Annotated in this window: 23 protein-coding genes; 14 read left to right on the top strand and 9 right to left on the bottom strand. The window is 68.7% G+C overall.

What is annotated here, in order from left to right; all coding sequences use genetic code 11:
- Window positions 1–31: 31 nt before the first annotated feature.
- Window positions 32–637, bottom strand: coding sequence for a class I SAM-dependent methyltransferase (locus tag U5O44_RS02320; protein ID WP_322586850.1), 606 nt, complete (start codon window positions 635–637; stop codon window positions 32–34).
- A complete protein-coding gene (locus U5O44_RS02315) occupies window positions 634–1,107 on the bottom strand; it encodes a rhodanese-like domain-containing protein (RefSeq protein ID WP_322586849.1) in 474 nt (157 codons plus the stop codon). Before U5O44_RS02315 ends, U5O44_RS02320 begins: the two co-directional genes overlap by 4 nt.
- 67 nt (window positions 1,108–1,174) lie before the next feature.
- On the opposite strand from U5O44_RS02315, the gene U5O44_RS02310 reads away from it, so the two are divergent.
- From U5O44_RS02310 to U5O44_RS02290, 5 genes are all read left to right on the top strand, one after another.
- The gene (locus U5O44_RS02310) at window positions 1,175–1,555 is read left to right on the top strand and encodes a rhodanese-like domain-containing protein (RefSeq protein WP_322586848.1); all 381 of its coding nucleotides are present in this window, start codon (window positions 1,175–1,177) and stop codon (window positions 1,553–1,555) included.
- Window positions 1,556–1,600: 45 nt separating this feature from the next.
- Window positions 1,601–2,608 carry an SLAC1 anion channel family protein gene (locus U5O44_RS02305; RefSeq protein ID WP_322586847.1) on the top strand — a complete coding sequence of 336 codons (1,008 nt, stop codon included), beginning with the start codon at window positions 1,601–1,603 and terminating at the stop codon, window positions 2,606–2,608.
- A gap of 87 nt (window positions 2,609–2,695) precedes the next feature.
- Window positions 2,696–3,280 carry a PaaI family thioesterase gene (locus tag U5O44_RS02300; protein ID WP_322586846.1) on the top strand — a complete coding sequence of 195 codons (585 nt, stop codon included), beginning with the start codon at window positions 2,696–2,698 and terminating at the stop codon, window positions 3,278–3,280.
- Between the two features lie 138 nt (window positions 3,281–3,418).
- Window positions 3,419–5,611, top strand: coding sequence for a putative bifunctional diguanylate cyclase/phosphodiesterase (locus tag U5O44_RS02295; RefSeq protein WP_322586845.1), 2,193 nt, complete (start codon window positions 3,419–3,421; stop codon window positions 5,609–5,611).
- A 209-nt stretch (window positions 5,612–5,820) separates the two neighbouring features.
- Window positions 5,821–7,086, top strand: a complete 1,266-nt coding sequence (locus U5O44_RS02290) for a nitronate monooxygenase (protein ID WP_322586844.1) — start codon at window positions 5,821–5,823, stop codon at window positions 7,084–7,086.
- Between the two features lie 27 nt (window positions 7,087–7,113).
- On the opposite strand, the gene U5O44_RS02285 is transcribed toward U5O44_RS02290, so the two are convergent.
- The 3 genes from U5O44_RS02285 to U5O44_RS02275 form a co-directional block, all read right to left on the bottom strand.
- The gene (locus tag U5O44_RS02285) at window positions 7,114–8,511 is read right to left on the bottom strand and encodes an L-serine ammonia-lyase (protein ID WP_322586843.1); all 1,398 of its coding nucleotides are present in this window, start codon (window positions 8,509–8,511) and stop codon (window positions 7,114–7,116) included.
- A gap of 167 nt (window positions 8,512–8,678) precedes the next feature.
- Window positions 8,679–9,965 (bottom strand): c-type cytochrome, encoded by a 1,287-nt coding sequence (locus tag U5O44_RS02280; protein ID WP_322586842.1) that lies wholly within the window; start codon window positions 9,963–9,965, stop codon window positions 8,679–8,681.
- Complete coding sequence (locus U5O44_RS02275) at window positions 9,962–10,681, bottom strand: c-type cytochrome (protein WP_416222110.1); 720 nt, start codon at window positions 10,679–10,681, stop codon at window positions 9,962–9,964. Before U5O44_RS02275 ends, U5O44_RS02280 begins: the two co-directional genes overlap by 4 nt.
- A 60-nt stretch (window positions 10,682–10,741) precedes the next feature.
- Between U5O44_RS02275 and U5O44_RS02270 the strand changes: the two genes are divergently transcribed.
- Window positions 10,742–11,149 (top strand): thioredoxin family protein, encoded by a 408-nt coding sequence (locus U5O44_RS02270; protein ID WP_322586841.1) that lies wholly within the window; start codon window positions 10,742–10,744, stop codon window positions 11,147–11,149.
- Here U5O44_RS02270 and U5O44_RS02265 read toward each other — a convergent pair.
- Together U5O44_RS02265 and U5O44_RS02260 are read right to left on the bottom strand one after the other, a co-directional pair.
- Window positions 11,125–12,687: a sensor domain-containing diguanylate cyclase gene (locus U5O44_RS02265; protein ID WP_322586840.1), complete on the bottom strand. Its 1,563-nt coding sequence runs from the start codon at window positions 12,685–12,687 to the stop codon at window positions 11,125–11,127. The genes U5O44_RS02270 and U5O44_RS02265 overlap by 25 nt on opposite strands.
- A gap of 179 nt (window positions 12,688–12,866) precedes the next feature.
- Window positions 12,867–13,541, bottom strand: a complete 675-nt coding sequence (locus tag U5O44_RS02260; RefSeq protein ID WP_322586839.1) for a histidine phosphatase family protein — start codon at window positions 13,539–13,541, stop codon at window positions 12,867–12,869.
- Between the two features lie 96 nt (window positions 13,542–13,637).
- Between U5O44_RS02260 and secB the strand changes: the two genes are divergently transcribed.
- Window positions 13,638–14,105 (top strand): protein-export chaperone SecB, encoded by a 468-nt coding sequence (gene secB / locus U5O44_RS02255; RefSeq protein WP_322586838.1) that lies wholly within the window; start codon window positions 13,638–13,640, stop codon window positions 14,103–14,105.
- Between the two features lie 16 nt (window positions 14,106–14,121).
- The gene (locus U5O44_RS02250) at window positions 14,122–15,105 is read left to right on the top strand and encodes an NAD(P)H-dependent glycerol-3-phosphate dehydrogenase (protein WP_322586837.1); all 984 of its coding nucleotides are present in this window, start codon (window positions 14,122–14,124) and stop codon (window positions 15,103–15,105) included.
- A 6-nt stretch (window positions 15,106–15,111) separates the two neighbouring features.
- On the opposite strand, the gene trmL is transcribed toward U5O44_RS02250, so the two are convergent.
- Both trmL and U5O44_RS02240 read right to left on the bottom strand, forming a co-directional pair.
- Window positions 15,112–15,582, bottom strand: coding sequence for a tRNA (uridine(34)/cytosine(34)/5-carboxymethylaminomethyluridine(34)-2'-O)-methyltransferase TrmL (trmL, locus tag U5O44_RS02245; RefSeq protein ID WP_322586836.1), 471 nt, complete (start codon window positions 15,580–15,582; stop codon window positions 15,112–15,114).
- A 27-nt stretch (window positions 15,583–15,609) separates the two neighbouring features.
- Window positions 15,610–16,347, bottom strand: coding sequence for a ComF family protein (locus tag U5O44_RS02240; protein ID WP_322586835.1), 738 nt, complete (start codon window positions 16,345–16,347; stop codon window positions 15,610–15,612).
- 27 nt (window positions 16,348–16,374) lie between these two features.
- Between U5O44_RS02240 and U5O44_RS02235 the strand changes: the two genes are divergently transcribed.
- From U5O44_RS02235 to U5O44_RS02210, 6 genes are all read left to right on the top strand, one after another.
- Window positions 16,375–17,307: a biotin synthase gene (locus tag U5O44_RS02235; protein ID WP_322586834.1), complete on the top strand. Its 933-nt coding sequence runs from the start codon at window positions 16,375–16,377 to the stop codon at window positions 17,305–17,307.
- A gap of 343 nt (window positions 17,308–17,650) precedes the next feature.
- Window positions 17,651–18,760 (top strand): cytochrome c oxidase subunit II, encoded by a 1,110-nt coding sequence (coxB, locus tag U5O44_RS02230; protein WP_416222109.1) that lies wholly within the window; start codon window positions 17,651–17,653, stop codon window positions 18,758–18,760.
- A 30-nt stretch (window positions 18,761–18,790) separates the two neighbouring features.
- On the top strand, window positions 18,791–20,431 hold the full coding sequence (gene ctaD, locus U5O44_RS02225; RefSeq protein WP_322586832.1) for a cytochrome c oxidase subunit I: 1,641 nt from the start codon (window positions 18,791–18,793) through the stop codon (window positions 20,429–20,431).
- A gap of 40 nt (window positions 20,432–20,471) precedes the next feature.
- A complete protein-coding gene (locus U5O44_RS02220; protein WP_322586831.1) occupies window positions 20,472–20,594 on the top strand; it encodes a cytochrome oxidase small assembly protein in 123 nt (40 codons plus the stop codon).
- Window positions 20,591–21,217, top strand: a complete 627-nt coding sequence (locus tag U5O44_RS02215; protein ID WP_322586830.1) for a cytochrome c oxidase assembly protein — start codon at window positions 20,591–20,593, stop codon at window positions 21,215–21,217. Before U5O44_RS02220 ends, U5O44_RS02215 begins: the two co-directional genes overlap by 4 nt.
- A complete protein-coding gene (locus tag U5O44_RS02210) occupies window positions 21,214–21,450 on the top strand; it encodes a DUF2970 domain-containing protein (protein ID WP_322586829.1) in 237 nt (78 codons plus the stop codon). The genes U5O44_RS02215 and U5O44_RS02210 overlap by 4 nt, the downstream gene beginning before the upstream one ends.
- The last annotated feature ends 55 nt before the right edge of the window (window positions 21,451–21,505 follow it).

Genomic DNA, 21,505 nt, shown 5'->3' with positions numbered 1-21,505 from the left:
TCTGCGAAATCCTGCGGGCCACTGGCGTGGCTCAGGCCCTGCGCCGCCCGACGTAGCGCGTGACGCAGCCGGGGCCCTGATGCCCTGGCCCCTCGTCCAGCGGCACCTCGCCCTCGTGGCCGAGCACCTCGTCGCACCAGGCGGCGAAGTCCGCGCGCAGGTCGGCCAGCCGGTAAAGCATGTCGGGGTCTTTCGGCCCGCCGCTGGAGCGACCGAGCTGTGCCGGGTGGAAGGCCTCGATCACCACCAGCCCGTCCGGCCGCAGCCCGCGCACCAGCCGCCGGTGGGCCTCGGCCCGGATGGCCGACGGCAGGTGGACATAGACCAGCACCAGGGCATCCCAGGCACCCGGTAGCGGCGCCCACTCGGCCAGATCGCCCTGCGCGGTGTCGATGGCCACGCCGCGCTCGGCGGCCAGCGCCCGGGCCTTGTCCAGCCCGACCGACGACGAATCCATCGCCAGCACCGTGTGGCCTTGTTGTGCCAGCCAGACACTGTTGCGTCCCTCGCCGTCCCCCGGCACCAGCACCCGCGCCGCCGCCGGCAGCCGCACCGACTCGGCCCGCAGGAACACATTCGGCGCCGTGCCGTACTTGTAGCCGGGTTCGGCGAATCGCTGGTCCCAGAACTGGCTCATCGGGTCGCTCCTGGCGTGGTGCCTGGCGAGGCCGACGGCGCCACCATCGGCCAGCCCTTGCCCGCCCACCCGGCCATGCCCCCGTGCACATAGCGCACATTCGTGTAGCCCCGCTCGCGCAGCGCCGCCGCGGCCTTGCTCGACCGGTTCTGGGTCTGGCAGATCAGCAATACCGGCTGGGCCGGATCACGCGGGATCTCGCCGAGGCGCGCACCCAGCTGGCTCATCGGCAGCAGGTGGGCGCCGCGGGCCACACCCCCCGCATGCTCCTGCGGCTCCCGGATGTCGAAAACCTGGACCTGGCCGGCGTCGATCGCCGCGCGTGCGGTCTCCAGGCTCACCGACTTGCCCTCGGCCTCGTCCGCATTCGAGCAGCCCGCCAGACCGGACAGGACCGCCAGTGCCGCCAGCACCGTGACCCGGCGTCGGGTCCAGCCCGACAAAATGGGGAAATTGAGTGAGGATTTCATGTCGCGCTTTATACACCCACCGGTATCAGGCAGACTATGAACATCCGACACCAACCCGAGCCTGTCCATGAAAACCGCCCACGATCTGGTCACCGCCGCCCGCGCCCGCATCACGGAATGCCCCCTCGCCGAGGCCGAGCCCGCCTTGCTGAACGCCGAGCTCGTGCTCGACGTGCGGGAGCCGGACGAATACGCCGCCGGTCACCTGCCCGGGGCGGTCAACATCCCGCGCGGCCTGCTGGAATTCAAGGTGTCGGCCACGCCGGCGCTGGAGCGGCGCGATCTGAAGATCGTCGTCTACTGCAAGACCGGCGGGCGCGCGGCGCTGGCGGCCTGCTCCTTGCAAGAGATGGGCTATGTCTCGGTACAGTCCGTCGCAGGCGGCTTCGACGCCTGGGTCGCCCAGGGCGGCCTGGTCGCCCGACCGGAACCGCTGAAGTTCGACTGAACCGCATCCCCCGCAACCGCTGACCGCTCCACCTGTGACCGCTGCATGGCCTCCTCGCACCCTCCGCTCAAGTTCCTGACCCCCGCCTGGTTTGCTGTCGTGATGGGGCTGTGCGGCCTGTCGCTGGCGTGGCACCGCGCCGGGCCGCTGATGGGCGAGGTGGCCAGCGGGATCGCGCTGGTGACGGGCGGGGTGGCCGCGCTGGTGTTCGCCGCGCTGGCAGTCGGCAGCCTGCTGCGGCTGCAGCGCCACCCGGACGCCTGGCGCGAGGACCGCCAGCACCCCGTGCGCCACACCTTCCTGGCGATGATGCCAGCGGCGCTGATCCTGCTGGCCACGGTCGCCGTCGCGCTGTTCGGCGCGCACCCGGTCGCCAACGCGCTGTGGTGGCTCGGCAGCGTGGGCCAGTTCGGCGTGACGCTCTGGGTGATGAGCCGCTGGTGGAATGGCAACAAGGCCGGCGGGCTGCAGTGGTCGGTGGTGACGCCCGCGCTCATCATCCCGGTGGTCGGCAATGTGCTGGTGCCGCTGGCCGGGGTGACGCTGGGGCACGCCGAGTGGTCGGCGGCGCAGTTTGGCATCGGGCTGCTGTTCTGGCCGCTGGTGATGGCGCTGCTGCTGGTGCGCATCGCGGTGCAGGGGCTGTGGCCGGAGAGGCTGATGCCGTCGGTGTTCATCGTGGTGGCGCCGCCGGCGGTGATCGGGCTGTCGGCGCTGCAGCTCGGCGCGCCCGTGGTGGTGGCCTGGATGTGCTGGGGCATCGCGCTGTTCTGCTTCCTGTGGGCGGCGACCCAGGCCCGGCGCATCCTCGCGCAGGCGTTTTCGGTCGCGCACTGGGGACTGTCGTTCCCGCTGGCCGCGTTCACGGGGCTGACGCTGCAACTGGCCCCGGCGGGCACGGGCGGGCTGCTCGCCGTGCTGGCACCGATGCTGCTGGCGATGACCTCGCTGGTGATCCTCGGGCTGGGGATGGCCACAGTGCGCGGGCTGCGCCAGGGCACGCTGCTGGCGCCGGAGCCGGTGGCGATGATGCAGGTGGCGCCCTCGGCCTGACGGCACGGCTGACTCCAGGGTGACAGCCTGACCGGCGCAGGCCATGGTCTGCTGACGGTCCACTGCCTTGCCCAGGAGCACCGACCCATGACGCAGCGCCCCCACGATGCCGCCCCCGATCACGCCCACGAAACCCCCGCCGCCACGCTCGCGCGCTGGGAAGCCGACGAAGTCCGCGTGCGCGCCCGCCTCGCCCCGACCGGCATCGCCCGCCCCGAGCAGATCGCCCACCTGAGCGGTCTGGAATGGTTCGAGGCGGTCGGCCGTGGCGAGCTGCCCTCGCTGCCGATCGGCGAGACGATGGATTTCTGGCCGGTCGAGTTCGAACACGGCCGCTTCGTCTGGCAGGGCCGCCCGCACGCCCGCTACGCCAACCCGATGGGCACGATCCACGGCGGCTGGATCGCCACGCTGCTGGACTCGTGCGTGGCCTGCGCGGTCCACACCACGCTGCCGGCCGGGCGCGGCTACACGACGGCCGAGCTGAAGGTGAGCTACATCCGCGCGCTGACGCCGCAGGTCGGGCTGGTGCGTGCCGAGGGGCGGATCCTCAACGCGGGGCGGCAGGTCGGGTTCGCCGAAGGGCGGCTGGTCGGCGCCGACGGCAAGCTCTATGCCCATGCGACCACGACCTGCGTCGTGCTGGCAGGCAGCCGCGCCACCGGCGCCTGACCACGGCGAACCCCGCACGGCGTGTGACCGAATACCGGATCGACAGGGCCGGCGCCATCCAGTCCGGCGCCGCCCGCGCCGATAACGACCCGACGCCACCCCTTCCTCTCCGACCTCTCTCGCCCGTGCGAGCCGCGCATGACCGAAGCACTGGACGACCACACGCTGCAGACCCTGTATGCCTGCCTGCAGACGGCTTCGCCGGCCGACGGTTCGCTGCGCTGGATCGCCGACCGCCTGCACCGCGCCGAAGCCGACCTGAAGGCGCAGAGCACGCTGCTGCGCACCGTGCTGGACGAGAGCCCGGATTTCATCCTGCTGAAGGACCACGAAGGCCGCTTCCTGCTGGCCAACCAGCCCGTCGCGGCCTTCTATGGCACCACCCCGGACGGGATCGTCGGCCGCTTCGACCAGGACTTCGGCGTGCCGCCCGAGATGGCCGAGACGATGCGACAGAACGTGCTGGCGATCATGGCCAGCGGCCAGACCGAGACCGTGCTGGAAGAGTCACGCGATGCCCGCACCGGCGAGATCAACCATTTCCGCTCGATCAAGAAGCCCTTCACCGGGCCGGATGGCCTGCCGCGCATCCTCGTGATCGCCCACGACATCACCGACCTGCAGCATGCGCAGATGCGCGTCGAGGAAAGCGAGCGGCGCCTGCAGCACGCCCTGGAAGCCACGGGTGACGCGGTCTGGGACTGGCACCTGCCCAGCGGGTGCCTGACGCTCAGCCAGCGCTGGTACACGCTGTTCGGCTACGAGGCCGCCGAGCTGAGCGGCACCCTGGACGACTTCTGGCGCTGCGTGCCGCACGAGGAACAGGCCGACGTCCAGCGCGCGCTCGACGACTGCCTGGCCGACCGCCGCGCCTATCTGCACGAACACCGCATGCGCTGCAAGGACGGCCGGCTGCTGTGGGTGCAGGACCGGGGCCGTGTGGTCGAGCGGGACGCGCAGGGGCAGCCGGTGCGCATGGTCGGCAGCGTCGGCGACATCACGCAGCAGAAACGCGCCCAGGACCTCATCTGGCAGCAGGCCAACTACGACACGCTGACCGGGCTGCCGAACCGCAACATGTTCCTCACCCGGCTGCAGCAGGAAATGTCGCGCAGCGACAGCACCGGACAGTCGATGGCGCTGCTGATGCTCGACCTCGACAACTTCAAGGAGGTCAACGACACGCTCGGCCACGCCTGGGGCGATGTGCTGCTGCAGGAAGCAGCACACCGCCTGCAGCAGTGCGTGCCGGGCAGCGACCTGGTCGCCAGGCTCGGCGGCGACGAGTTCACGCTGGTGCTGGGCGGAATCGACGACCCGTCCACGGTGGACGCCGTGGCCCAGGCGGTGCTGTCGGCCGTGACGGCGCCGTTTTCGCTGGGCTCGGACCAGGCCTATGTCTCCGGCAGCCTCGGCATCACGCGCTACCCGGACGACGGCGTGGACGATGTCAACGGCCTGCTCAAGAATGCCGACCAGGCGATGTACGTCGCCAAGCAGCTCGGACGCAACCGCAGCCAGCACTTCACCCCGTCCATGCAGCAGGTCGCGCAGGAACGCATGCGGCTGATCTCCGACCTGCGGCCGGCGCTGGACAAGCAGCAGTTCCACCTCTGCTACCAGCCCATCATCGATCTGGCCAGCGGCCGCATCTGCAAGGCCGAGGCCCTGGTGCGCTGGACACATCCCACCCGCGGGCCGGTCAGCCCGGCGGAGTTCATCCCGGTGGTCGAATCGACCGGCATGATCCATGCGCTGGGCAGCTGGGTGTTCCACGAAGCGATGCAGCAGACCGCGCGCTGGCGCCTGCACCGGCCGCAGTTCCAGGTGAGCGTCAACGTCTCGCCGCTGCAGTTCCAGAACAACCGGCTCGACCTGGTCGGCTGGCGGCGGCACCTCGCCCTGCTCGGGCTGGACGGCCACAGCGTGGTGCTGGAGATCACCGAAGGCCTGCTGATGGAGGCCGGCTCGCAGGTGCTCGACCAGCTGCTCAAGCTGCGCGACGCCGGCATCCAGGTCGCGCTGGACGACTTCGGCACCGGCTACTCGTCGCTGGCCTACCTCAACCGCTTCGACATCGACTACATCAAGATCGACCGCTCCTTCGTGCGCGACCTGGCCCCCGATTCGCCAGAGCTGGCCTTGTGCGAGGGCATCGTGATGATGGCGCACAAGCTCGGCCTGAAGGTCGTCGCCGAGGGCATCGAGACCCAGGCGCAGCACGCCCTGCTGCTCGCCGCAGGCTGCGACTATGGACAGGGCTACCTGTACGCCCGTCCGGTGGTGGCCGCCGAATTCGACCAGCTGCTGGACGCGGACACCGCTCGCTGACCCCGCGGCGCGGATCCAGCAGACCGCGCAGTCGATGCAGGCCCGCTTGTCCCGGGGCAAGGACAGCGCCTGTGGCGTGGGGTTGTCACGCCAAGTCCTTGACAATAGGCACCATGCGCACGGCGTGGCACATTCACGTTCCACGGACAAGCTGCGCCTGATGAAGAAAGCTTGAGAACTACAGGGGCTCGACCCCGAGGACATACGCGATGAAAAGACTGGACGACTTCCGCATGCAGATGGGCCGCCACGAGCTGGTGCCGATCATGGTCGGCGGCATGGGCGTGGACATCTCCTCTTCCGACCTGGCGCTGGAGGCGGCGCGCCTCGGCGGGGTCGGCCACATCTCGGACGCGATGATCAAGACGGTCACCGACCGCCGCTACAAGACCAAGTACGTCAAGGCCAAGCAGGCCCTCTACAAGCTCAACGTCGAGTCCGACGACAAATCGCTCGTCAAGTTCGACCTCGGCCACCTCGCCGAGGCCACCCGCCTGCACGTCGAGAGCACCATGACCCGCAAGCAAGGCAGCGGTCTGGTGTTCATCAACTGCATGGAAAAGCTGACGATGAATGCGCCGAAGGAGACGCTGAAGGTGCGCATGGCCTCCGCGATGGACGCCGGCATCGACGGCATCACGCTCGCCGCCGGCCTGCACCTGGGTTCGTTCGCGCTGATCGAGGACCACCCGCGCTTCCGTGACGTCAAGCTCGGCATCATCGTGTCCTCGCTGCGCGCGCTGCAGTTGTTCCTCAAGAAGAACGCCCGCCTGAACCGCCTGCCCGACTACATCGTGGTCGAAGGCCCGCTGGCCGGCGGCCACCTCGGCTTCGGCATGGACTGGGCGCAGTACGACCTGGCCACCATCGTGGCCGAGATCCTGGCGTGGATGAAGGCCGAGCAGCTCGACATCCCCGTGCTGCCCGCCGGCGGCATCTTCACTGGCAGCGACGCGGTGCGTTTCCTGGAGATGGGCGGCGCGGGCGTGCAGGTGGCGACTCGCTTCACCGTGACCAAGGAATGCGGCCTGCCCGACGACGTGAAGCAGGAATACTTCAAGGCCGACGAGGACGACATCGAGGTCAACCAGATCTCGCCCACCGGCTACCCGATGCGCATGATCAAGTCGAGCCCCGGCATCGGCGACGGCATCCGCCCGAACTGCGAGGCCTACGGCTACCTGCTCGACTCGAACGGCAAGTGCGCTTACATCACCTCGTACAACCGCGAAGTCGCCGCACACCCGGGCGTCAAGCGCATCTCGGTGATGGACAAGACCTGCCTGTGCACGCAGATGCGCAACTTCGACATCTGGACCTGCGGCCAGCTCACCTGGCGCCTGAAGGACACGACGCACCGCCACGCCGACGGCCGCTTCCAGTTGCTCTCCGCCGAGCATGTGTTCCAGGACTACCAGTTCAGCACGGATGACAAGGTGAACCTGCCCGAGGCAGGCGTGGTGCTGGCGGACTGATGCCAGCGCGTGGCCGGCTGAGGAGGTTCAGCAGGCCACGATGTTGACCGCCAGCCCCCCGCGGGCGGTCTCCTTGTACTTGGTCAGCATGTCCGCCCCGGTCTCGCGCATGGTCTTGATGACCTTGTCGAGGCTGACGTGGTGGGTGCCGTCGCCGTAGAGGGCCATGCGGGCAGCGTTGATGGCCTTGACCGAGGCGATGGCGTTGCGCTCGATGCAGGGGATCTGCACCAGCCCGCCCACCGGGTCGCAGGTCAGGCCGAGGTGGTGCTCCATGCCGATCTCGGCGGCGTTCTCGACCTGCGCGGGCGTGCCGCCCAGCACCGCGCACAGCCCCGCCGCCGCCATCGAACACGCCACACCGACTTCCCCCTGGCAGCCCACCTCGGCGCCCGAGATGCTGGCGTTTTCCTTGTAGAGCAGGCCGATCGCCGCGGCGGTCAGCAGGAAGTCGATGACTCCGCGCTCATGCGCACCGGGCACGAAGCGCGCGTAGTAGTGCAGCACCGCGGGGATAATCCCGGCCGCCCCGTTCGTCGGCGCCGTGACGACACGCCCGCCGGCGGCGTTTTCCTCGTTCACCGCCAGCGCGTACAGGTTCACCCAGTCGAGCACGACCAGCGGATCGGCGGCCTTGGGGCCCTGTGCGTCCAGTGCCGCGAGCGCCCGCGACAGCGCCGCCGCCCGGCGCCGCACCTTGAACCCGCCCGGCAGCGTGCCTTCCGTGCGGCAACCGCGCTCGACACACGCCTGCATCACCGCCCAGATGCGCAGCAGTCCGGCGTCGGTCTCGGCGTCGGAACGCCAGTGGCGCTCGTTGCGGCGCATCACCTCGGCGATCGAGCAGGCATGGGCCTCGGTCAGCGCCAGCAGGTCGGCGCCGCTGTGGAACGGCAGCGGCAGCACGCTGGTGTCGGGCGCGATGACCTTCTGGCGCTGGCCATCGGCGGCGACCTGCTCGCTGACGACAAAGCCGCCGCCCACCGAGTAGTACACCCGCTCCGCCAGCACCGCCCCGGCCGCATCGAAGGCCGAGAAGCGCATCCCGTTGGCGTGCAGCGGCAGGGTCTCGCGGCGGTGGAACACGACATCGCGCGCCTCGTCGAACGCGACCGGATGCGAGCCGTCGAGCACCACGCGCCGGTGCTGGCGCAGGTCCTCCAGCAGCGCCGGGATCCGGTCCACGTCCACCGTGTCCGGCTCGTGCCCGCCGAGGCCGAGCAGCACGGCGGTGTCACTGCCGTGCCCCTTGCCGGTGGCGCCGAGCGAGCCGTAGAGATCGACCTGCACGCGGGCCACGCCGTCCAGCAGCGCAGCGTGCAGCAGCCCCTGCGTGAACAGCCGCGCGGCGCGCATCGGCCCCACGGTGTGGGAGCTGGACGGCCCGATGCCGATCTTGAACAAGTCGAAAACGCTCACCGCCATCTGGTTCTCCCGGTTATCCCCGCAGCCTGTGGATAAAGTTGTTCACAAGCAGTGCGAAGTGTTGACAAGTCGTTGTCACAAAAAGACTTTTCCTAGATTGCCTCAATTTTAGGCAGCCCACCGCCGGGCATCCTTCACGCCACTCGGTCACGCCGTCAGTCACGCCGTCAGTCACGCCCTTCGCGCAGTTGCACCACCTGCACCTGGTTCACCGGTGTTCCGGTGTTGCCCCAGGCCGTGCGCACATGCGTGGTGACGGCGGCGATGTCGGCGTCGTCGAGGACGTGGCCGAACGGGGGCATGCCGTGCGGGCGCGGGCGGCCGGCGGTGGACGGACCGTAGCCACCTTGCAGGATCACCCGCACCAGGTTGCTCGGGTCGGCCATCGTCACCGCGCGGTTGCCGGCCAGCGCGGGGAAGGCGCCGGGCTGGCCCTCGCCGCGTTCGCCGTGGCAGGTGGCGCACTGGTCGGCGTAGAGCTTGGCGCCTTGGTCGAGCGTGCGGGCGTCGGCCGGGCGCACCCGCGGCGACTCGGCCGCCGGCCGCACCGGCAGCGCGCGCAGGAACACCGCCATCGCCTGGGCGTCGGCCACGCTCAGGTGCTGCGTGCTGCGGGCGACGACTTCCGCCATCGGGCCGATCACGCCCGCGCCCGTCCCCGGCGCCACGCCGTCGCGCAGCAGGCCGACCACGTCCGCCACCGGCCACGCGGCGACGCTGCCCTCGGCCGCCAGCGTCAGCGCCGGGGCGTACCAGCCCTGCCCCGGGATGGGCGCGCCGTCGAAGGCGCGCTCGGCCACCGAGGCGCCCAGCGCATTGCGCGGCGTGTGGCAGGCGCCGCAGTGGCCCAGCCCGTTGACGAGGTAGGCGCCGCGGTTCCATTCGGCGGACTGCGCGGGCTGCGGCGTGTAGGTGCCGGGCTTGAAATACAGCGCGCGCCAGACCTTCAGCGCCACCTGCGTGTTGTAGGGAAAGGCCAGTGCGTTCGGCGTGTTCGGTCGGTCCACCACCGGCACACTGCGCAGGAAGGCGAACAGCGCATCGCTGTCCTCGCGCGTGACCAGCGTGAAGTGCGGGTACGGGAACGCGGGCGTCAGCATCCGCCCGTCCTGCGAGCGGCCGTGGTGCAGCGCGCGCCAGAAATCGTCGGTGCTCCACTGGCCGAGGCCGGTGGTGGCGTGCGGCGTGAGGTTGCCGCCGTAGACGGTGCCGAACGGCGTGACCAGCGCCTCCCCGCCCGCATACGGCGGCTCGCCACGGCGGGTGTGGCAGGCGATACAGTTGCCGGCCTGGGCGAGGTAGCGGCCCCGCTCGACCGTGGCCGCATCGGTGGCGACCGGGCGCGGGTTGGCCGACGGCGGCGCATCCGCCGAGTCGAGCCACACGATCGCGGCCGCGCCCAGCGCCAGCACCGCCGCGAGCCCCCCCAGACCCCAACGGAGCAGGCGCTTCATTGCACACCCCCGCAGTCCATCGGCAGCGGCTGCGCCAGCGCCGAGCGCTCCACCGCCTTCGAGGGCACCGGCACGGGTTGTGCCGCCAGCCAGGCGGCGACGGCGGTGATGTCGGTGGACGTGAGCTTGGCGGTGATCTTCGCCATGCAGTCCGGTGCAGCGGCGTGGCGCTGGCCGGTCTGCCAGGCACCGAGCTGCGCATTCAGGTAGTCACGCGGCAGCCCGAGCAGGCCCGGAATGGCCGGCGCCACCCCGGTCATCGCGTCGCCGTGGCAGCGCACGCAGGCGGGGATGTCGCGTGCGGCATCGCCCTTGAGCACCAGCGCCCGGCCCTGCGCCAGCACCGGCGCTGCCAGCCCTGGCGTCACCGGCGGCGGATACGGCACCTCCAGCGCCGCGAAATGCTCGGCGATCTCGCGCAGATAGTCGTCGCTCAGGTGGTCGAGCAGGTGCGTCATCGGCCGGTACTGGCGACGGCCATCGCGGAAGTTGACGAGCTGGTGGAACAGGTAGCCGGCCGGTTTGCCGGCGATGCGCGGGAAGTAGCCGCCGGGCGTGGCGCGGCCGTCCTTGCCGTGGCAGGCGGTGCAGGCGGCCACGCGGGCGGTCATGCCACGGGGGTCGTCGGTCGTGGCGGCCACGGCGACAGGGGAAGCCAACAGCCCCAGCAGCGCCAGAGCAGTCGCCAGAGTGGCCGGGGGTCGGGTGGATAGCATCTGGGTTCAATCGGAGGAAGGGCGTCCGATGCTACGCGACGCTCTGGCACACTGAAATCCATGTCCACCCCGCCCCCCGCCCTCCCCGCGCCGCTCACCGTCGCATGCCTGTGCGCGGGCTGGTGCGTGGCCTGCCAGGCCTACGCCGCCACCTTCGCGCAGGTCGCGCAGGCCCACCCGGACGTGTGCTTCACCTGGGTCGACATCGAGGACCACAGCGACGCCCTCGGCGACGAGGCGCTGGACATCGAGAACTTCCCGACGCTGCTGGTGCTGAAGCGCTTGCCGGGAAAGGCACCGCGGCCACTGTTCCTCGGCACCGTGATGCCGCACGCGGGCACGCTGGAGCGCATGGTGCAGGCCGCGCAGGCCGGGTCGATGGACGGTGCCACGGTGCGCACCACATTGGCAGCGCCGGTCGCGGCCCTGACCGCGGCGCTTCATCAGGGCGTGAACACGGCGAACTGATTCTTGCCAGCGCCCTTGGCCTGGTACATGGCGGCATCCGCGTGCCGCAACATCTCGTCGGCGTCCCGCACCAGCGGGTTCGACAGGGCGATGCCGAGGCTGGCGCCAACACGCACGGTGACCGCGCCATCGCCCAATCCGATCGGTTCGCTGATGGCCCCGACCAGCGTGCGCGCCATCTCGACCGCCCCGTCCTGACCACACCCGTTGAGGACCACGACGAACTCGTCGCCCCCCAGCCGGGCCGCAATGTCACTGCTGCGCCGACAGTGCTCGATGCGCCGGGCCACACAGCTCAGCACCTCGTCCCCCGAGGCATGGCCCAGCCGGTCGTTCACCTCCTTGAACCCGTCCAGATCGAGCAACAGCACCGCAAAGGGACGCCCAAGCCGCCGCCAGGCATCCATCGCGTTGGCCATCTCAGCAAGCAGACTGGCGCGATTGGGCAGGTCGGTCAGCTGGTCGCGAAACGCCAGGCGCGCCATCTGGCGCTCAGCCAGCCTGCGCAGGGTGACATCCTCGATGGTGAAGATGGCCATGACAGGCTCGGCCTCGTCGTGCAGGATCATCGTCAGCTCGCAATGGATGCGCCGCTCGTCCTCGGTGACCAGCAGACATTCAGCCTTCTCGACCAACCGGTCCGGGGCCTGTGTCAAGCGTGCCAGCAGGCCCGGCCAGACCTGGTCGCCGCCCCACAGCGGAAGCCCTCCGAACGGTCGGCCCACCTGGGCACACTGCCCAAATGTGCGGACCCAGGCATCGTTGACGCTGACGAGGGTGTCATCGTCCAGGCGCACCACGGCCGTGGCGACAGGCGACACGCGCAGCAGATCGAGCAGACGGGACTTCATCGCCAGCACAGCCGACACCAAGGGCGCACGGGCCTCGGTCTCGCTGACCTCCAGCGTCTCGATCAGATGCCCGCGCACGATCCGGTCGGCCAGCGCGATCACCCTCCGGTTCTCCACCCCCTCGCGCCGCAGCCAGACCGACAGCGCGCCCATCATCCCGACAAAGGGCAGGAAATACACCACGTGGACACCGAACTTGAACCAGAAGCGCGCACTGTCGAATACATACACCGGCGCGCCCAGCCATTGCGCACTGCCCAGCAACAGGTGGTGCAAGTAGATGACGATGGTGGCGGTGGCAATGGTGCGCCAGTCCCGGTAATACAGCAGCACGCCGATCAGGCCGAAGGCCGCGAAGTGGGCTTCGGTCTCGCCACCGCTCTGGTGAATCAACAGTCCGGTGTAGAGCATGAAGGCGCTGGCCATGTAGAGCCGCGTGGTCAACGCGCCGGCGTGACGCTTGGACAGCCACACGGCCATCGCCAGGGTCGGACCGCCGATCAGCACCGCCTCCGCATACGTCTGCCGCATGGGCGCCACCAGCAGGCACACCAGCAGCAAGAAGGCGTTCATGCCGACCATGACCCGGTCCGCACGCACCCGGTAGGGAGTCAGCAGTGCGTCGAACCCGGTCTCGTCCTGCAGCAGCCGCCCGATCACGGCCCGGCCCCGCACACCTCGGCCCACCAGGTCGCACCCGCCCCCAGCCACGCCAGCCCACCCAGACAGGTCAGCACCCAGGCCACGGCCCAGAATGCCGGATGCCTTGGCACACGCCAGAAAGAAGTCACCTCGCGAGGCGGAACAGGGGAGGACGTCATCACCGGTTTGTCGACCGGCGCGACCTCAACTGTAGAAGGGCTACCTCAGGGCGCGACCGCTGTGCCGTAACGCACGCTCAGCGACACCGTCGACGGCTGCGGTGGCAGGCCGGCGAGGTGGGCATCGTCGGCCCAGACCTCGATGTCGGCGTAGCCCGGTCCGCGCCAGCGCAGCCGGTTGAGGCCCGCATTCGGAATCGCGCACTGCCGAGGACTCGACAGCGGCTGGCCGCGTACCGTGCGCCAGACCATGTCCAGCACGCCGCCATGCGTCACCACCAGCACCCGCTGCCCGACGTGCGCCGCCGCCAGGGCGTCCAACGCCGACCAGACCCGCGTGTGGAACGCCCGGATGCTCTCGCCGCCACCGGGCAGCGCGAAATCGGCGTCCTGGCGCACCCACTGCGTCCACAGGTCCGGGTGCCGATCGAGGAGGTCGGTGACCTGCTGGCCCTCGAACACGCCGAAATGCTGCTCGCGCCAGGTGGCGTCGTGCTGCAGTGACAGCCCCAGCCGCTCGGCCAGCGGAGCGGCCGTCGCCCGGGTGCGCGACAGGTCGCTGACCACGCCCACGTCGAAGTGCTCGCCTGCCAGTCGCTCGGCCAGCCGCTCGGCTTGCAGCAGGCCGGTGGCGTTGAGCGGCACGTCCATCTGCCCCTGGAAGCGGTGGACGCGGTTCGAGTCGGTTTCTCCGTGACGGATGAGGGTGAGGTGCGCCATGCGGTCGAGTATGCGCCGGAGCGCTGCTGCTATATTCCCGCCGACCCGCACCGACCCTGTGCGTTTTATTGATTTTTCCCCACCGAGACCCCGACCATGGCTGACGCAATCAACACGCTCGATACGCAAGAACAACCCGTGTTCCAGATCCAGCGCGTCTACCTGAAGGACCTGTCGCTCGAACAGCCGAACTCGCCGCAGATCCTGATCGAACAAGGCCAGCCGGCCGTGGACATCAACCTCGGCGTCGAAGTCGGCCCCGTCGCCGATGGCATCTACGAAGTCTGCGTGACCGCCACCGTGACGACCAAGCTCGGCGACCGCACCCTGTTCCTGTGCGAAGCCAAGGAAGCGGGCATCTTCGAGATCCGCAACATCGACCCCGAGCAGATGCAGCCGATCCTGGGCATCGCCTGCCCCGGCATCGTCTACCCCTACCTGCGCGCCGTGGTGGCCGACACGATCACCCGCGCCGGCTTCCCGCCGGTACACCTGGCCGAAGTGAACTTCCAGGCCATGTACGAAGCCCAGCAGCAGCAAGGCCAGCAAGCGCTGAACAGCTGATTGCAAGGTTCGCGCGATGCAGATCACGGTGCTCGGCGCCGGTGCCTGGGGCACCGCGCTGGCGGCACAGGCCGCCACCCGCCACCCCACGGTGCTCTGGGCCCGTGACGACCGCCAGGCCCGCGAGATCGCGGCCTCGCGGTGCAATGCCCGCTACCTGCCCGGTGTGGCGCTGCCCGCCGGGCTGGCACTGACCTCGGATTTTGCGGCCGCCGTGGCCCACGCCGGATCGGGTGGACTGGTCATCGTGGCGACGCCGACCGCCGCGCTGCGCGAGATGCTGCAGCGCCTGCCGGACGGCACCGCCACCCTCTGGCTCAGCAAGGGCTTCGAGGCGGGCACCGGTCTGCTCGGCCACGAGATCGCCCGCCAGGCGGCACCCGGCCTGCGCGCGGGCGTGCTCAGCGGCCCGAGCTTCGCGCTTGAAGTCGCCCGCGGCCAGCCCACTGCCCTCGTCGCCGCCAGCCAGGACGCCGCGCTGCGCCAGGCCGCCGTGGACGCACTGCACGGCCCGACGCTGCGCATCTATTCCTCCACCGACCCGGTCGGCGTGGAGGTGGGCGGCGCGGTGAAGAACGTGCTGGCCATCGCCACCGGCATGGCCGACGGTCTGGCGCTGGGCCTGAACGCCCGCGCCGCGCTGATCACGCGCGGGCTGGCCGAGATGACGAGGCTCGGCCTCGCGCTGGGCGCGCAGGCGGAGACCTTCATGGGCCTGTCCGGCCTGGGTGACCTCGTGCTCACCGCCACCGGCGACCTCTCGCGCAACCGCCGCGTCGGCCTGCAGCTCGCCGAGGGCAAGACGCTGGCCCACATCCTCGAAGACCTCGGCCACGTCTCGGAAGGCGTCTACAGCGCCCGCACCGTGCGGGACCGCGCTGAGGCGCTCGGCGTGGACATGCCGATCACGCGGGCGGTGGTGTCGGTGCTGCAGGGGGAACTCACGCCGCAGCAGGCCGTGCAGGCGCTGATGCAGCGCGGCGCCCGCGCTGAAGTCTGAAGCCGGTCAGACCGCCCCAGCGTAGCCGTTCTGGCGCCACGCCTCGAACACCGTCACCGCCACCGCGTTGCTCAGGTTGAGGCTGCGCTGCTCGGGCCGCATCGGCAGGCGCACACGCTGCGCCGTGGGGAAGGTGTCGCGCAACGTGGGTGGCAGGCCGCTGGTCTCGCAGCCGAACACCAGCCAGTCCCCCGGCTGCCACGCCACCTCGGCGAACGGCCGGCTGCCGCGGGTGGTCAGCGCAAACATCCGGGTCGGGTCCGGCGCGCAGTCGGCGATCAGCGCCTCCCACGAAGCATGGCGGCGCACTGGCGCGTACTCGTGGTAATCCAGCCCGGCTCGGCGCAGCAACTTGTCGTCCATCGAGAAACCGAGCGGCTCGATCAGGTGCAGTGCGCAGCCAGTGTTGGCGGCCAGCCGGATCACGTTGCCGGTGTTGGGCGGGATTTCAGGATGAACGAGGACGATGCGGAACATGGTGCGGCGGCGAACAGCGGCAAGCAGTCAGGGGCCCGCATCATCGCGCACCGTGCGCGCGAGCACCCAGGCCTGCACCCGCCACACCCCAGCGCGGCGCAAGGTCGCGGCCAGCTCTTGCAGCGTCGCACCCGTGGTCATCACGTCGTCCAGGATCGCCACCGACCGCCCCGCCAGTCCGGCCCGGCCCGCCGAGGTCACGGCAAAGGCCCCCGACAGGTTGTGCAGCCGCTCGGCGCGTGGCAGACCGATCTGGTGTGGCGTGTCGATGACCCGCTCGACCCAGCGCGCCTGCGCGGGCACACCCAGCGCCGGACCGACCCGACGGGCCAGCTCCCAGGCCTGGTTGTAGCCACGCTCGCGCTGACGCTGGTCCGACAAGGGCACGGGCAGCAGCACCTCGGGCCACACGAAATCCGGTTGCGCCGCAGCAAGGCGCAGCGCCTCGGCCATCCGCTGCGCCAGTGGCACGGCCAGTTCACAGGCCCCACCAAACTTGAACCGCGTCACCAGACCATCCCAGGGATAGGCATAGTCGAGCGCCGCCAGCGCGCGGTCGAACGCCGGTGGGCGCAGGGTGCACACGCCGCAGACGGCATCCAGCCCCGTGAGCGACGCTGCACAGCAGCGACAACGGTGGCCAGTCGGGCGGAACCGGAGCCGGCACGCACGGCAGAGGGTGTCCCGCTGCCAGGCGGTGCAGACCTGGCAGGCGGTGCCGGGCATCCAGCGCCGTGCAGCCACGAGGGTGCGCAAGCTCGTCATGCCGACTGACTATACAGTCCGGACACCATGGCCGACTCCCCTCCATCCCCCTCCGATCCCTCCCGGAACCCGCGCGCACCCCGGATCGATCCGACCGCATTGCGCCGCCACCTTCGGCAATCCACCGACCGCGCCGTGCCTTGGCTGCACGAGGAAATCGCCCGGCGCATGGCCGAGCGCCTGTCGCTGGTGCGCCGCCAGCCGGCCCGGGTGATCGACTGGTGGAGCCCGCTGTCCGGTGGGGCCCACTTGCTGCAGGCGCAGTATCCGCAAGCCCGCATCGTCCGCCATGGCTGCGACGACCGGCCGCTGCCGGAGCGGGCGGTCAGCGGGTCGGGGCCGCGCTGGTGGCAACGCCTCACCGGCCGGCCAGCGTCGGCTGAACCGCCAGAGACGCCCGTGACCGCCGAGTTGCTCTGGGCCAACATGATGCTGCACTGGGTCAACGATCTGCCCGCGCTGCTGACGCGCTGGCATGCGGCACTGGAAGTGGACGGGTTCCTGATGTTTTCGTGCTTCGGCCCGGACACGCTCAGGGAACTGCGCTCGCTCTACGCAGAACTCGGCTGGGGCACCCCTGGCAGCGACTGGATCGACATGCACGACCTGGGAGACGAACTGGTGCATGCCGGATTCGCCGATCCCGTCATGGACATGGAGCAACTGACCCTGACCTGGGACAGCCCGCACGCGCTGCTGGCCGAGCTGCGTGGACTGGGGCGCAACACCGCCCCTGCGCGTCAACCCGGATTGCGCGGTCGACAGTGGCACCAGACACTGCTGGACGAGCTGACGCGTCGTCTGGCAGGCCCCGATGGGCGCCTGCACCTGCGTTTCGAGATCGTCTATGGCCATGCCTTTCGTCCCGTTGCACGGGCGCGGATGCAGACCGAGACCGCGATTTCGCTGGCGGCGATGCGTGAAATGACGCGCCAGCGCAACCCCGGGCGCACCGACTGAGTGCGGCAGGACTGCAAGGGAGCGCGAAACATTGCCCCGCATTGATATCAGCGCCTAAAATTCACAAGCCTGTCCGATAGCCTTCGCAATGATCCGAATCAAAGTTTCCTCGGATCGCTGCTGACGGAGATCAACCCCCACCCACTGGTTTTCCGATCCAGTCATCCAGTCTTGCGCCGGATGGCGGGTCAGTGCTTGTGGTGCATGTTTGCAGACAGACAAGACACTATGTCCGCGGCGGCCTGACGGCCAGCCGATCTGGTAGAGAAAGAGAGCGCAGATGATGATGAAGAAAGCTCTGTGGCGCCGTGCAAGCCAGTGGAGTCTGGCTGCATGTGCCTCCATGGTCACCACCATGGCACTGGCAGTGAACGATCTGCCGGGAGGCCCGGGCGTTCGACAAATGGACTTCCACACGCCAGCCACCCAGATCGCCAGCGAACAGCACTGGCTGCACGTGATGATGATGGTCATCTGCGGCGTGATCTGTCTGGTCGTGTTCGGCGTGATGTTCTATTCCATCATCAAGCACCGCAAGTCCAAGGGCCACAAGCCCGCGAACTTCCACGAAAGCGTGGCGGTCGAGATCGCCTGGACCATCGTGCCGTTTGTCATCGTGATCGGCATGGGGGCGATGGCCACCAAGACCGTCGTGGCCATGAAGGACACCACCAACGCCGACGTGACCATCAAGGCCACCGGTTACCAGTGGAAATGGGGCTACGACTACCTGAAGGGCGAAGGCGAGGGCATCAGCTTCCTGCAGACGCTCGACACCACCCAGCGCGCCATGTCGGACGCCGGCAAGCCCGAAGGCGACAACTACCTGCTGAAGGTGGACAACCCGCTGGTCGTGCCGGTCGGCAAGAAGATCCGCATCATCACCACCGCCAATGACGTGATCCACGCCTGGATGATCCCGGCCTTCGGCGTGAAGCAGGACGCGATCCCCGGTTTCGTGCGCGACACCTGGTTCCGTGCGGAGAGGACGGGCGACTTCTACGGTCAGTGTGCCGAGCTGTGTGGCAAGGAACACGCCTACATGCCGATCCACGTCAAGGTCGTGACCGACGCGGAATACACCACCTGGGTGGCCGGCGAGAAGAAGAAGCTCGCCGCGCTGGCCGATGACCCCACCAAGGAATGGAAGCTGCCGGACCTGATGGCCCGCGGCGAGAAGATCTACGCCACCAACTGCGCGGCCTGCCACCAGGCCAATGGCCAGGGCGCCGGCCCGATCAAGGCGCTGGATGCCTCGCCGGTCGTGCTGGATGCCGACAAGGGCAAGCAGATCGCGATCCTGCTCAACGGTGCCGCCAACGGCGCGATGCCGGCCTGGAAGCAGCTCTCGGACACCGAGATCGCGGCCGTGATCACGTACACCAAGAACAGCTGGTCCAACAAGACCGAGCAGATCGTCCAGCCGGCCGAAGTGGTCGCTGCCCGCAAGTAACCACGACGACACACCAGAGGATCACTACCCATGAGCGCAGTTCTCCATCCGGGCGGTCACGGTCACGGGCATGACGACCATGCCCATGACGACCACCACCACGCTCCCCACGGCTGGCGTCGCTGGGTCTTCGCGACCAACCACAAGGACATCGGCACGCTGTACCTGCTGTTCGCCTTCGCGATGCTGATGATCGGCGGCGTGCTGGCGCTGCTGATCCGCCTGGAGCTGTTCCAGCCGGGCCTGCAGTTCGTCAACCCCGAGCTGTTCAACCAGTTCACCACGATGCACGGGCTGATCATGGTGTTCGGCGCGATCATGCCGGCCTTCGTCGGCTTCGCGAACTGGATGATCCCGCTGCAGATCGGCGCATCCGACATGGCCTTCGCGCGGATGAACAACTTCAGCTTCTGGCTGATGATTCCCGCCGCGATCATGCTGGTGGCATCGTTCTTCATGCCCGGTGGCGCACCCGCCGCCGGCTGGACGCTCTACGCCCCGCTGACGCTGCAGATGGGCCCGTCCATGGACGCCGGCATCTTCGCGATGCACATCCTGGGCGCCTCGTCGATCATGGGCTCGATCAACATCGTCGTCACCATCCTGAACATGCGCGCTCCCGGCATGACGCTGATGAAGATGCCGATGTTCGTCTGGACCTGGCTGATCACCGCCTACCTGCTGATCGCGGTGATGCCCGTGCTGGCAGGCGCGATCACGATGACGCTGACCGATCGCCACTTCGGCACCAGCTTCTTCAATCCCGCCGGCGGCGGTGATCCGATCATGTACCAGCACATCTTCTGGTTCTTCGGTCACCCCGAGGTCTACATCATGATCCTGCCGGCCTTCGGCATCGTCAGCCAGATCATCCCGGCCTTCGCCCGCAAGCGCCTGTTCGGCTATGCGTCGATGGTGTACGCCACGGCCTCCATCGCCATCCTCTCGTTCATCGTGTGGGCCCACCACATGTACACGACCGGCATGCCACTGACCGGCCAGCTGTTCTTCATGTACGCGACGATGCTGATCTCGGTGCCGACGGGCGTGAAGGTGTTCAACTGGATCGCGACGATGTGGCGCGGCTCGATGACCTTCGAGACCCCGATGCTGTGGGCCGTGGGCTTCATCTTCGTGTTCACGCTGGGCGGCTTCACCGGCCTCATCCTCTCGATGGCCCCGATCGACATCAACCTGCAGGACACCTACTACGTCGTGGCGCACTTCCACTACGTGCTGGTGGCCGGCTCGCTGTTCGCGATGTTCGCCGGCGTGTACTACTGGGGTCCGAAGTGGACCGGCGTGATGTACTCCGAAGCCCGCGGCAAGTTCCACTTCTGGGGCTCGCTGATCACCTTCAACATCACCTTCTTCCCGATGCACTTCCTGGGCATGGCCGGCATGCCGCGCCGCTACGCCGACTACCCGCTGCAGTTCGCCGACTTCAACATGATCGCGTCGATCGGTGCGCTGGGCTTCGGCCTGATGCAGGTCTACTTCTTCCTGTTCGTGGTCGTGCCGATGATGCGCGGCAGCGGCCAGAAGGCCCCGCAGAAGCCCTGGGAAGCCGCCGAAGGCCTGGAATGGGAAGTCGCCTCGCCGGCCCCGTTCCACACCTTCGAGACGCCGCCCACGCTGGATGCGACCGCCACCAAGGTGCTGAAGTTCTGATCCGACACCGGATCGCCCACGACAACCAGGACAGCCTGCCATGACCGACCAAGAAAAACGCCGCAATAACGTACGCCTCGGCCTGATCCTGGCCACGGTGGCCGTGGTGTTCTTCGCCGGTTTCGTGGCGCGGATCGTCCTGATGTCGGGCGGGCAGCCATGACACAGCACAGCGCCGCGACCAGCGACAGCCGCCTGCAGCGCGACAACAAGCGCATGCTCGGCAAGCTGAGCGTCATCGCCTTGGTGATGTTCGGCTTCGGCTATGCGCTGGTGCCGATGTACGAGGCCATCTGCGAGGCGCTGGGGATCAACATCCTCAGCCGCAACGAGCTGCTGGTGACTGGCAAGACCGGCCCCGTCAACACCCAGGTCGACACCAGCCGCACCATCACGGTCGAGTTCGATGCCAACGCGCGCGGTCCGTGGGATTTCAAGCCGGCCCAGTCGTCCGTCCAGGTGCACCCCGGGCAGGTGACCACCGTCATGTACGAGTTCCGCAACGTCCAGAACCGGACGATGTCGGCACAGGCAATCCCCAGCTACGCGCCCAAGCAGGCCATGGCGCACTTCAACAAGATGGAGTGCTTCTGCTTCAACGAGTACACGCTGGCGCCGGGCGAGTCGAAGCAGTGGCCGGTGGTGTTCGTGATCGACCCGAAGCTGGGCAAGGACGTGACCACCATCACGCTGTCCTACACCTTCTTCGAGGTCGGCTCCAAGACCCCGCCAGCCCCGGTCACCGGCTCGGCTGTTCAGGTGCTGCCGCAAGGAGCCGGTTCATGACCGATCCCCAGCGCACCTCCGCAGACGATCTGCGCGACGCCGTCCGACGCAAGAGTTCGTTTGCACAGAGCATGAAGGCTGTGGCCTGGTCCTTTTTCGGCATCCGCCGTGGGGCCGACCACCAGAACGACGTCAACCAGCTCAACCCCGTCCACATCATCCTGGCCGGACTGCTCAGCGCAGCGCTGTTCGTCGGCCTGCTGGTACTGCTGGTCCGCTGGATCGCAGGCTGAGCCCGCTGGCCGTTCGACACCACACAACACCACACAACAATCGCGACACGGATTC

Origin of the sequence: Sphaerotilus sp. (genome assembly GCF_034519685.1) — a bacterium.
Classification (GTDB): domain Bacteria; phylum Pseudomonadota; class Gammaproteobacteria; order Burkholderiales; family Burkholderiaceae_C; genus Sphaerotilus.
The sequence above is the reverse complement of the archived record's forward strand: the minus strand, read 5'-3'. Positions and strand labels throughout refer to the sequence as shown.

What these genes read in the sequence shown, in the direction of transcription:
- U5O44_RS02285 (WP_322586843.1), bottom strand. Translation starts at nt 8,511, where the DNA reads ATGGCGGTGAGCGTTTTCGACTTGTTCAAGATCGGCATCGGGCCGTCC.
- U5O44_RS02305 (WP_322586847.1), top strand. Translation starts at nt 1,601, where the DNA reads ATGGCCTCCTCGCACCCTCCGCTCAAGTTCCTGACCCCCGCCTGGTTT.
- trmL (WP_322586836.1), bottom strand. Translation starts at nt 15,582, where the DNA reads ATGTTCCGCATCGTCCTCGTTCATCCTGAAATCCCGCCCAACACCGGC.
- U5O44_RS02260 (WP_322586839.1), bottom strand. Translation starts at nt 13,541, where the DNA reads ATGGCGCACCTCACCCTCATCCGTCACGGAGAAACCGACTCGAACCGC.
- U5O44_RS02210 (WP_322586829.1), top strand. Translation starts at nt 21,214, where the DNA reads ATGACCGATCCCCAGCGCACCTCCGCAGACGATCTGCGCGACGCCGTC.
- U5O44_RS02270 (WP_322586841.1), top strand. Translation starts at nt 10,742, where the DNA reads ATGTCCACCCCGCCCCCCGCCCTCCCCGCGCCGCTCACCGTCGCATGC.
- U5O44_RS02275 (WP_416222110.1), bottom strand. Translation starts at nt 10,681, where the DNA reads ATGCTATCCACCCGACCCCCGGCCACTCTGGCGACTGCTCTGGCGCTG.
- U5O44_RS02240 (WP_322586835.1), bottom strand. Translation starts at nt 16,347, where the DNA reads ATGACGAGCTTGCGCACCCTCGTGGCTGCACGGCGCTGGATGCCCGGC.
- U5O44_RS02295 (WP_322586845.1), top strand. Translation starts at nt 3,419, where the DNA reads ATGACCGAAGCACTGGACGACCACACGCTGCAGACCCTGTATGCCTGC.
- U5O44_RS02310 (WP_322586848.1), top strand. Translation starts at nt 1,175, where the DNA reads ATGAAAACCGCCCACGATCTGGTCACCGCCGCCCGCGCCCGCATCACG.
- ctaD (WP_322586832.1), top strand. Translation starts at nt 18,791, where the DNA reads ATGAGCGCAGTTCTCCATCCGGGCGGTCACGGTCACGGGCATGACGAC.
- U5O44_RS02320 (WP_322586850.1), bottom strand. Translation starts at nt 637, where the DNA reads ATGAGCCAGTTCTGGGACCAGCGATTCGCCGAACCCGGCTACAAGTAC.
- U5O44_RS02250 (WP_322586837.1), top strand. Translation starts at nt 14,122, where the DNA reads ATGCAGATCACGGTGCTCGGCGCCGGTGCCTGGGGCACCGCGCTGGCG.
- U5O44_RS02280 (WP_322586842.1), bottom strand. Translation starts at nt 9,965, where the DNA reads ATGAAGCGCCTGCTCCGTTGGGGTCTGGGGGGGCTCGCGGCGGTGCTG.
- coxB (WP_416222109.1), top strand. Translation starts at nt 17,651, where the DNA reads ATGGTCACCACCATGGCACTGGCAGTGAACGATCTGCCGGGAGGCCCG.
- U5O44_RS02300 (WP_322586846.1), top strand. Translation starts at nt 2,696, where the DNA reads ATGACGCAGCGCCCCCACGATGCCGCCCCCGATCACGCCCACGAAACC.
- U5O44_RS02220 (WP_322586831.1), top strand. Translation starts at nt 20,472, where the DNA reads ATGACCGACCAAGAAAAACGCCGCAATAACGTACGCCTCGGCCTGATC.
- secB (WP_322586838.1), top strand. Translation starts at nt 13,638, where the DNA reads ATGGCTGACGCAATCAACACGCTCGATACGCAAGAACAACCCGTGTTC.
- U5O44_RS02215 (WP_322586830.1), top strand. Translation starts at nt 20,591, where the DNA reads ATGACACAGCACAGCGCCGCGACCAGCGACAGCCGCCTGCAGCGCGAC.
- U5O44_RS02290 (WP_322586844.1), top strand. Translation starts at nt 5,821, where the DNA reads ATGAAAAGACTGGACGACTTCCGCATGCAGATGGGCCGCCACGAGCTG.
- U5O44_RS02235 (WP_322586834.1), top strand. Translation starts at nt 16,375, where the DNA reads ATGGCCGACTCCCCTCCATCCCCCTCCGATCCCTCCCGGAACCCGCGC.
- U5O44_RS02315 (WP_322586849.1), bottom strand. Translation starts at nt 1,107, where the DNA reads ATGAAATCCTCACTCAATTTCCCCATTTTGTCGGGCTGGACCCGACGC.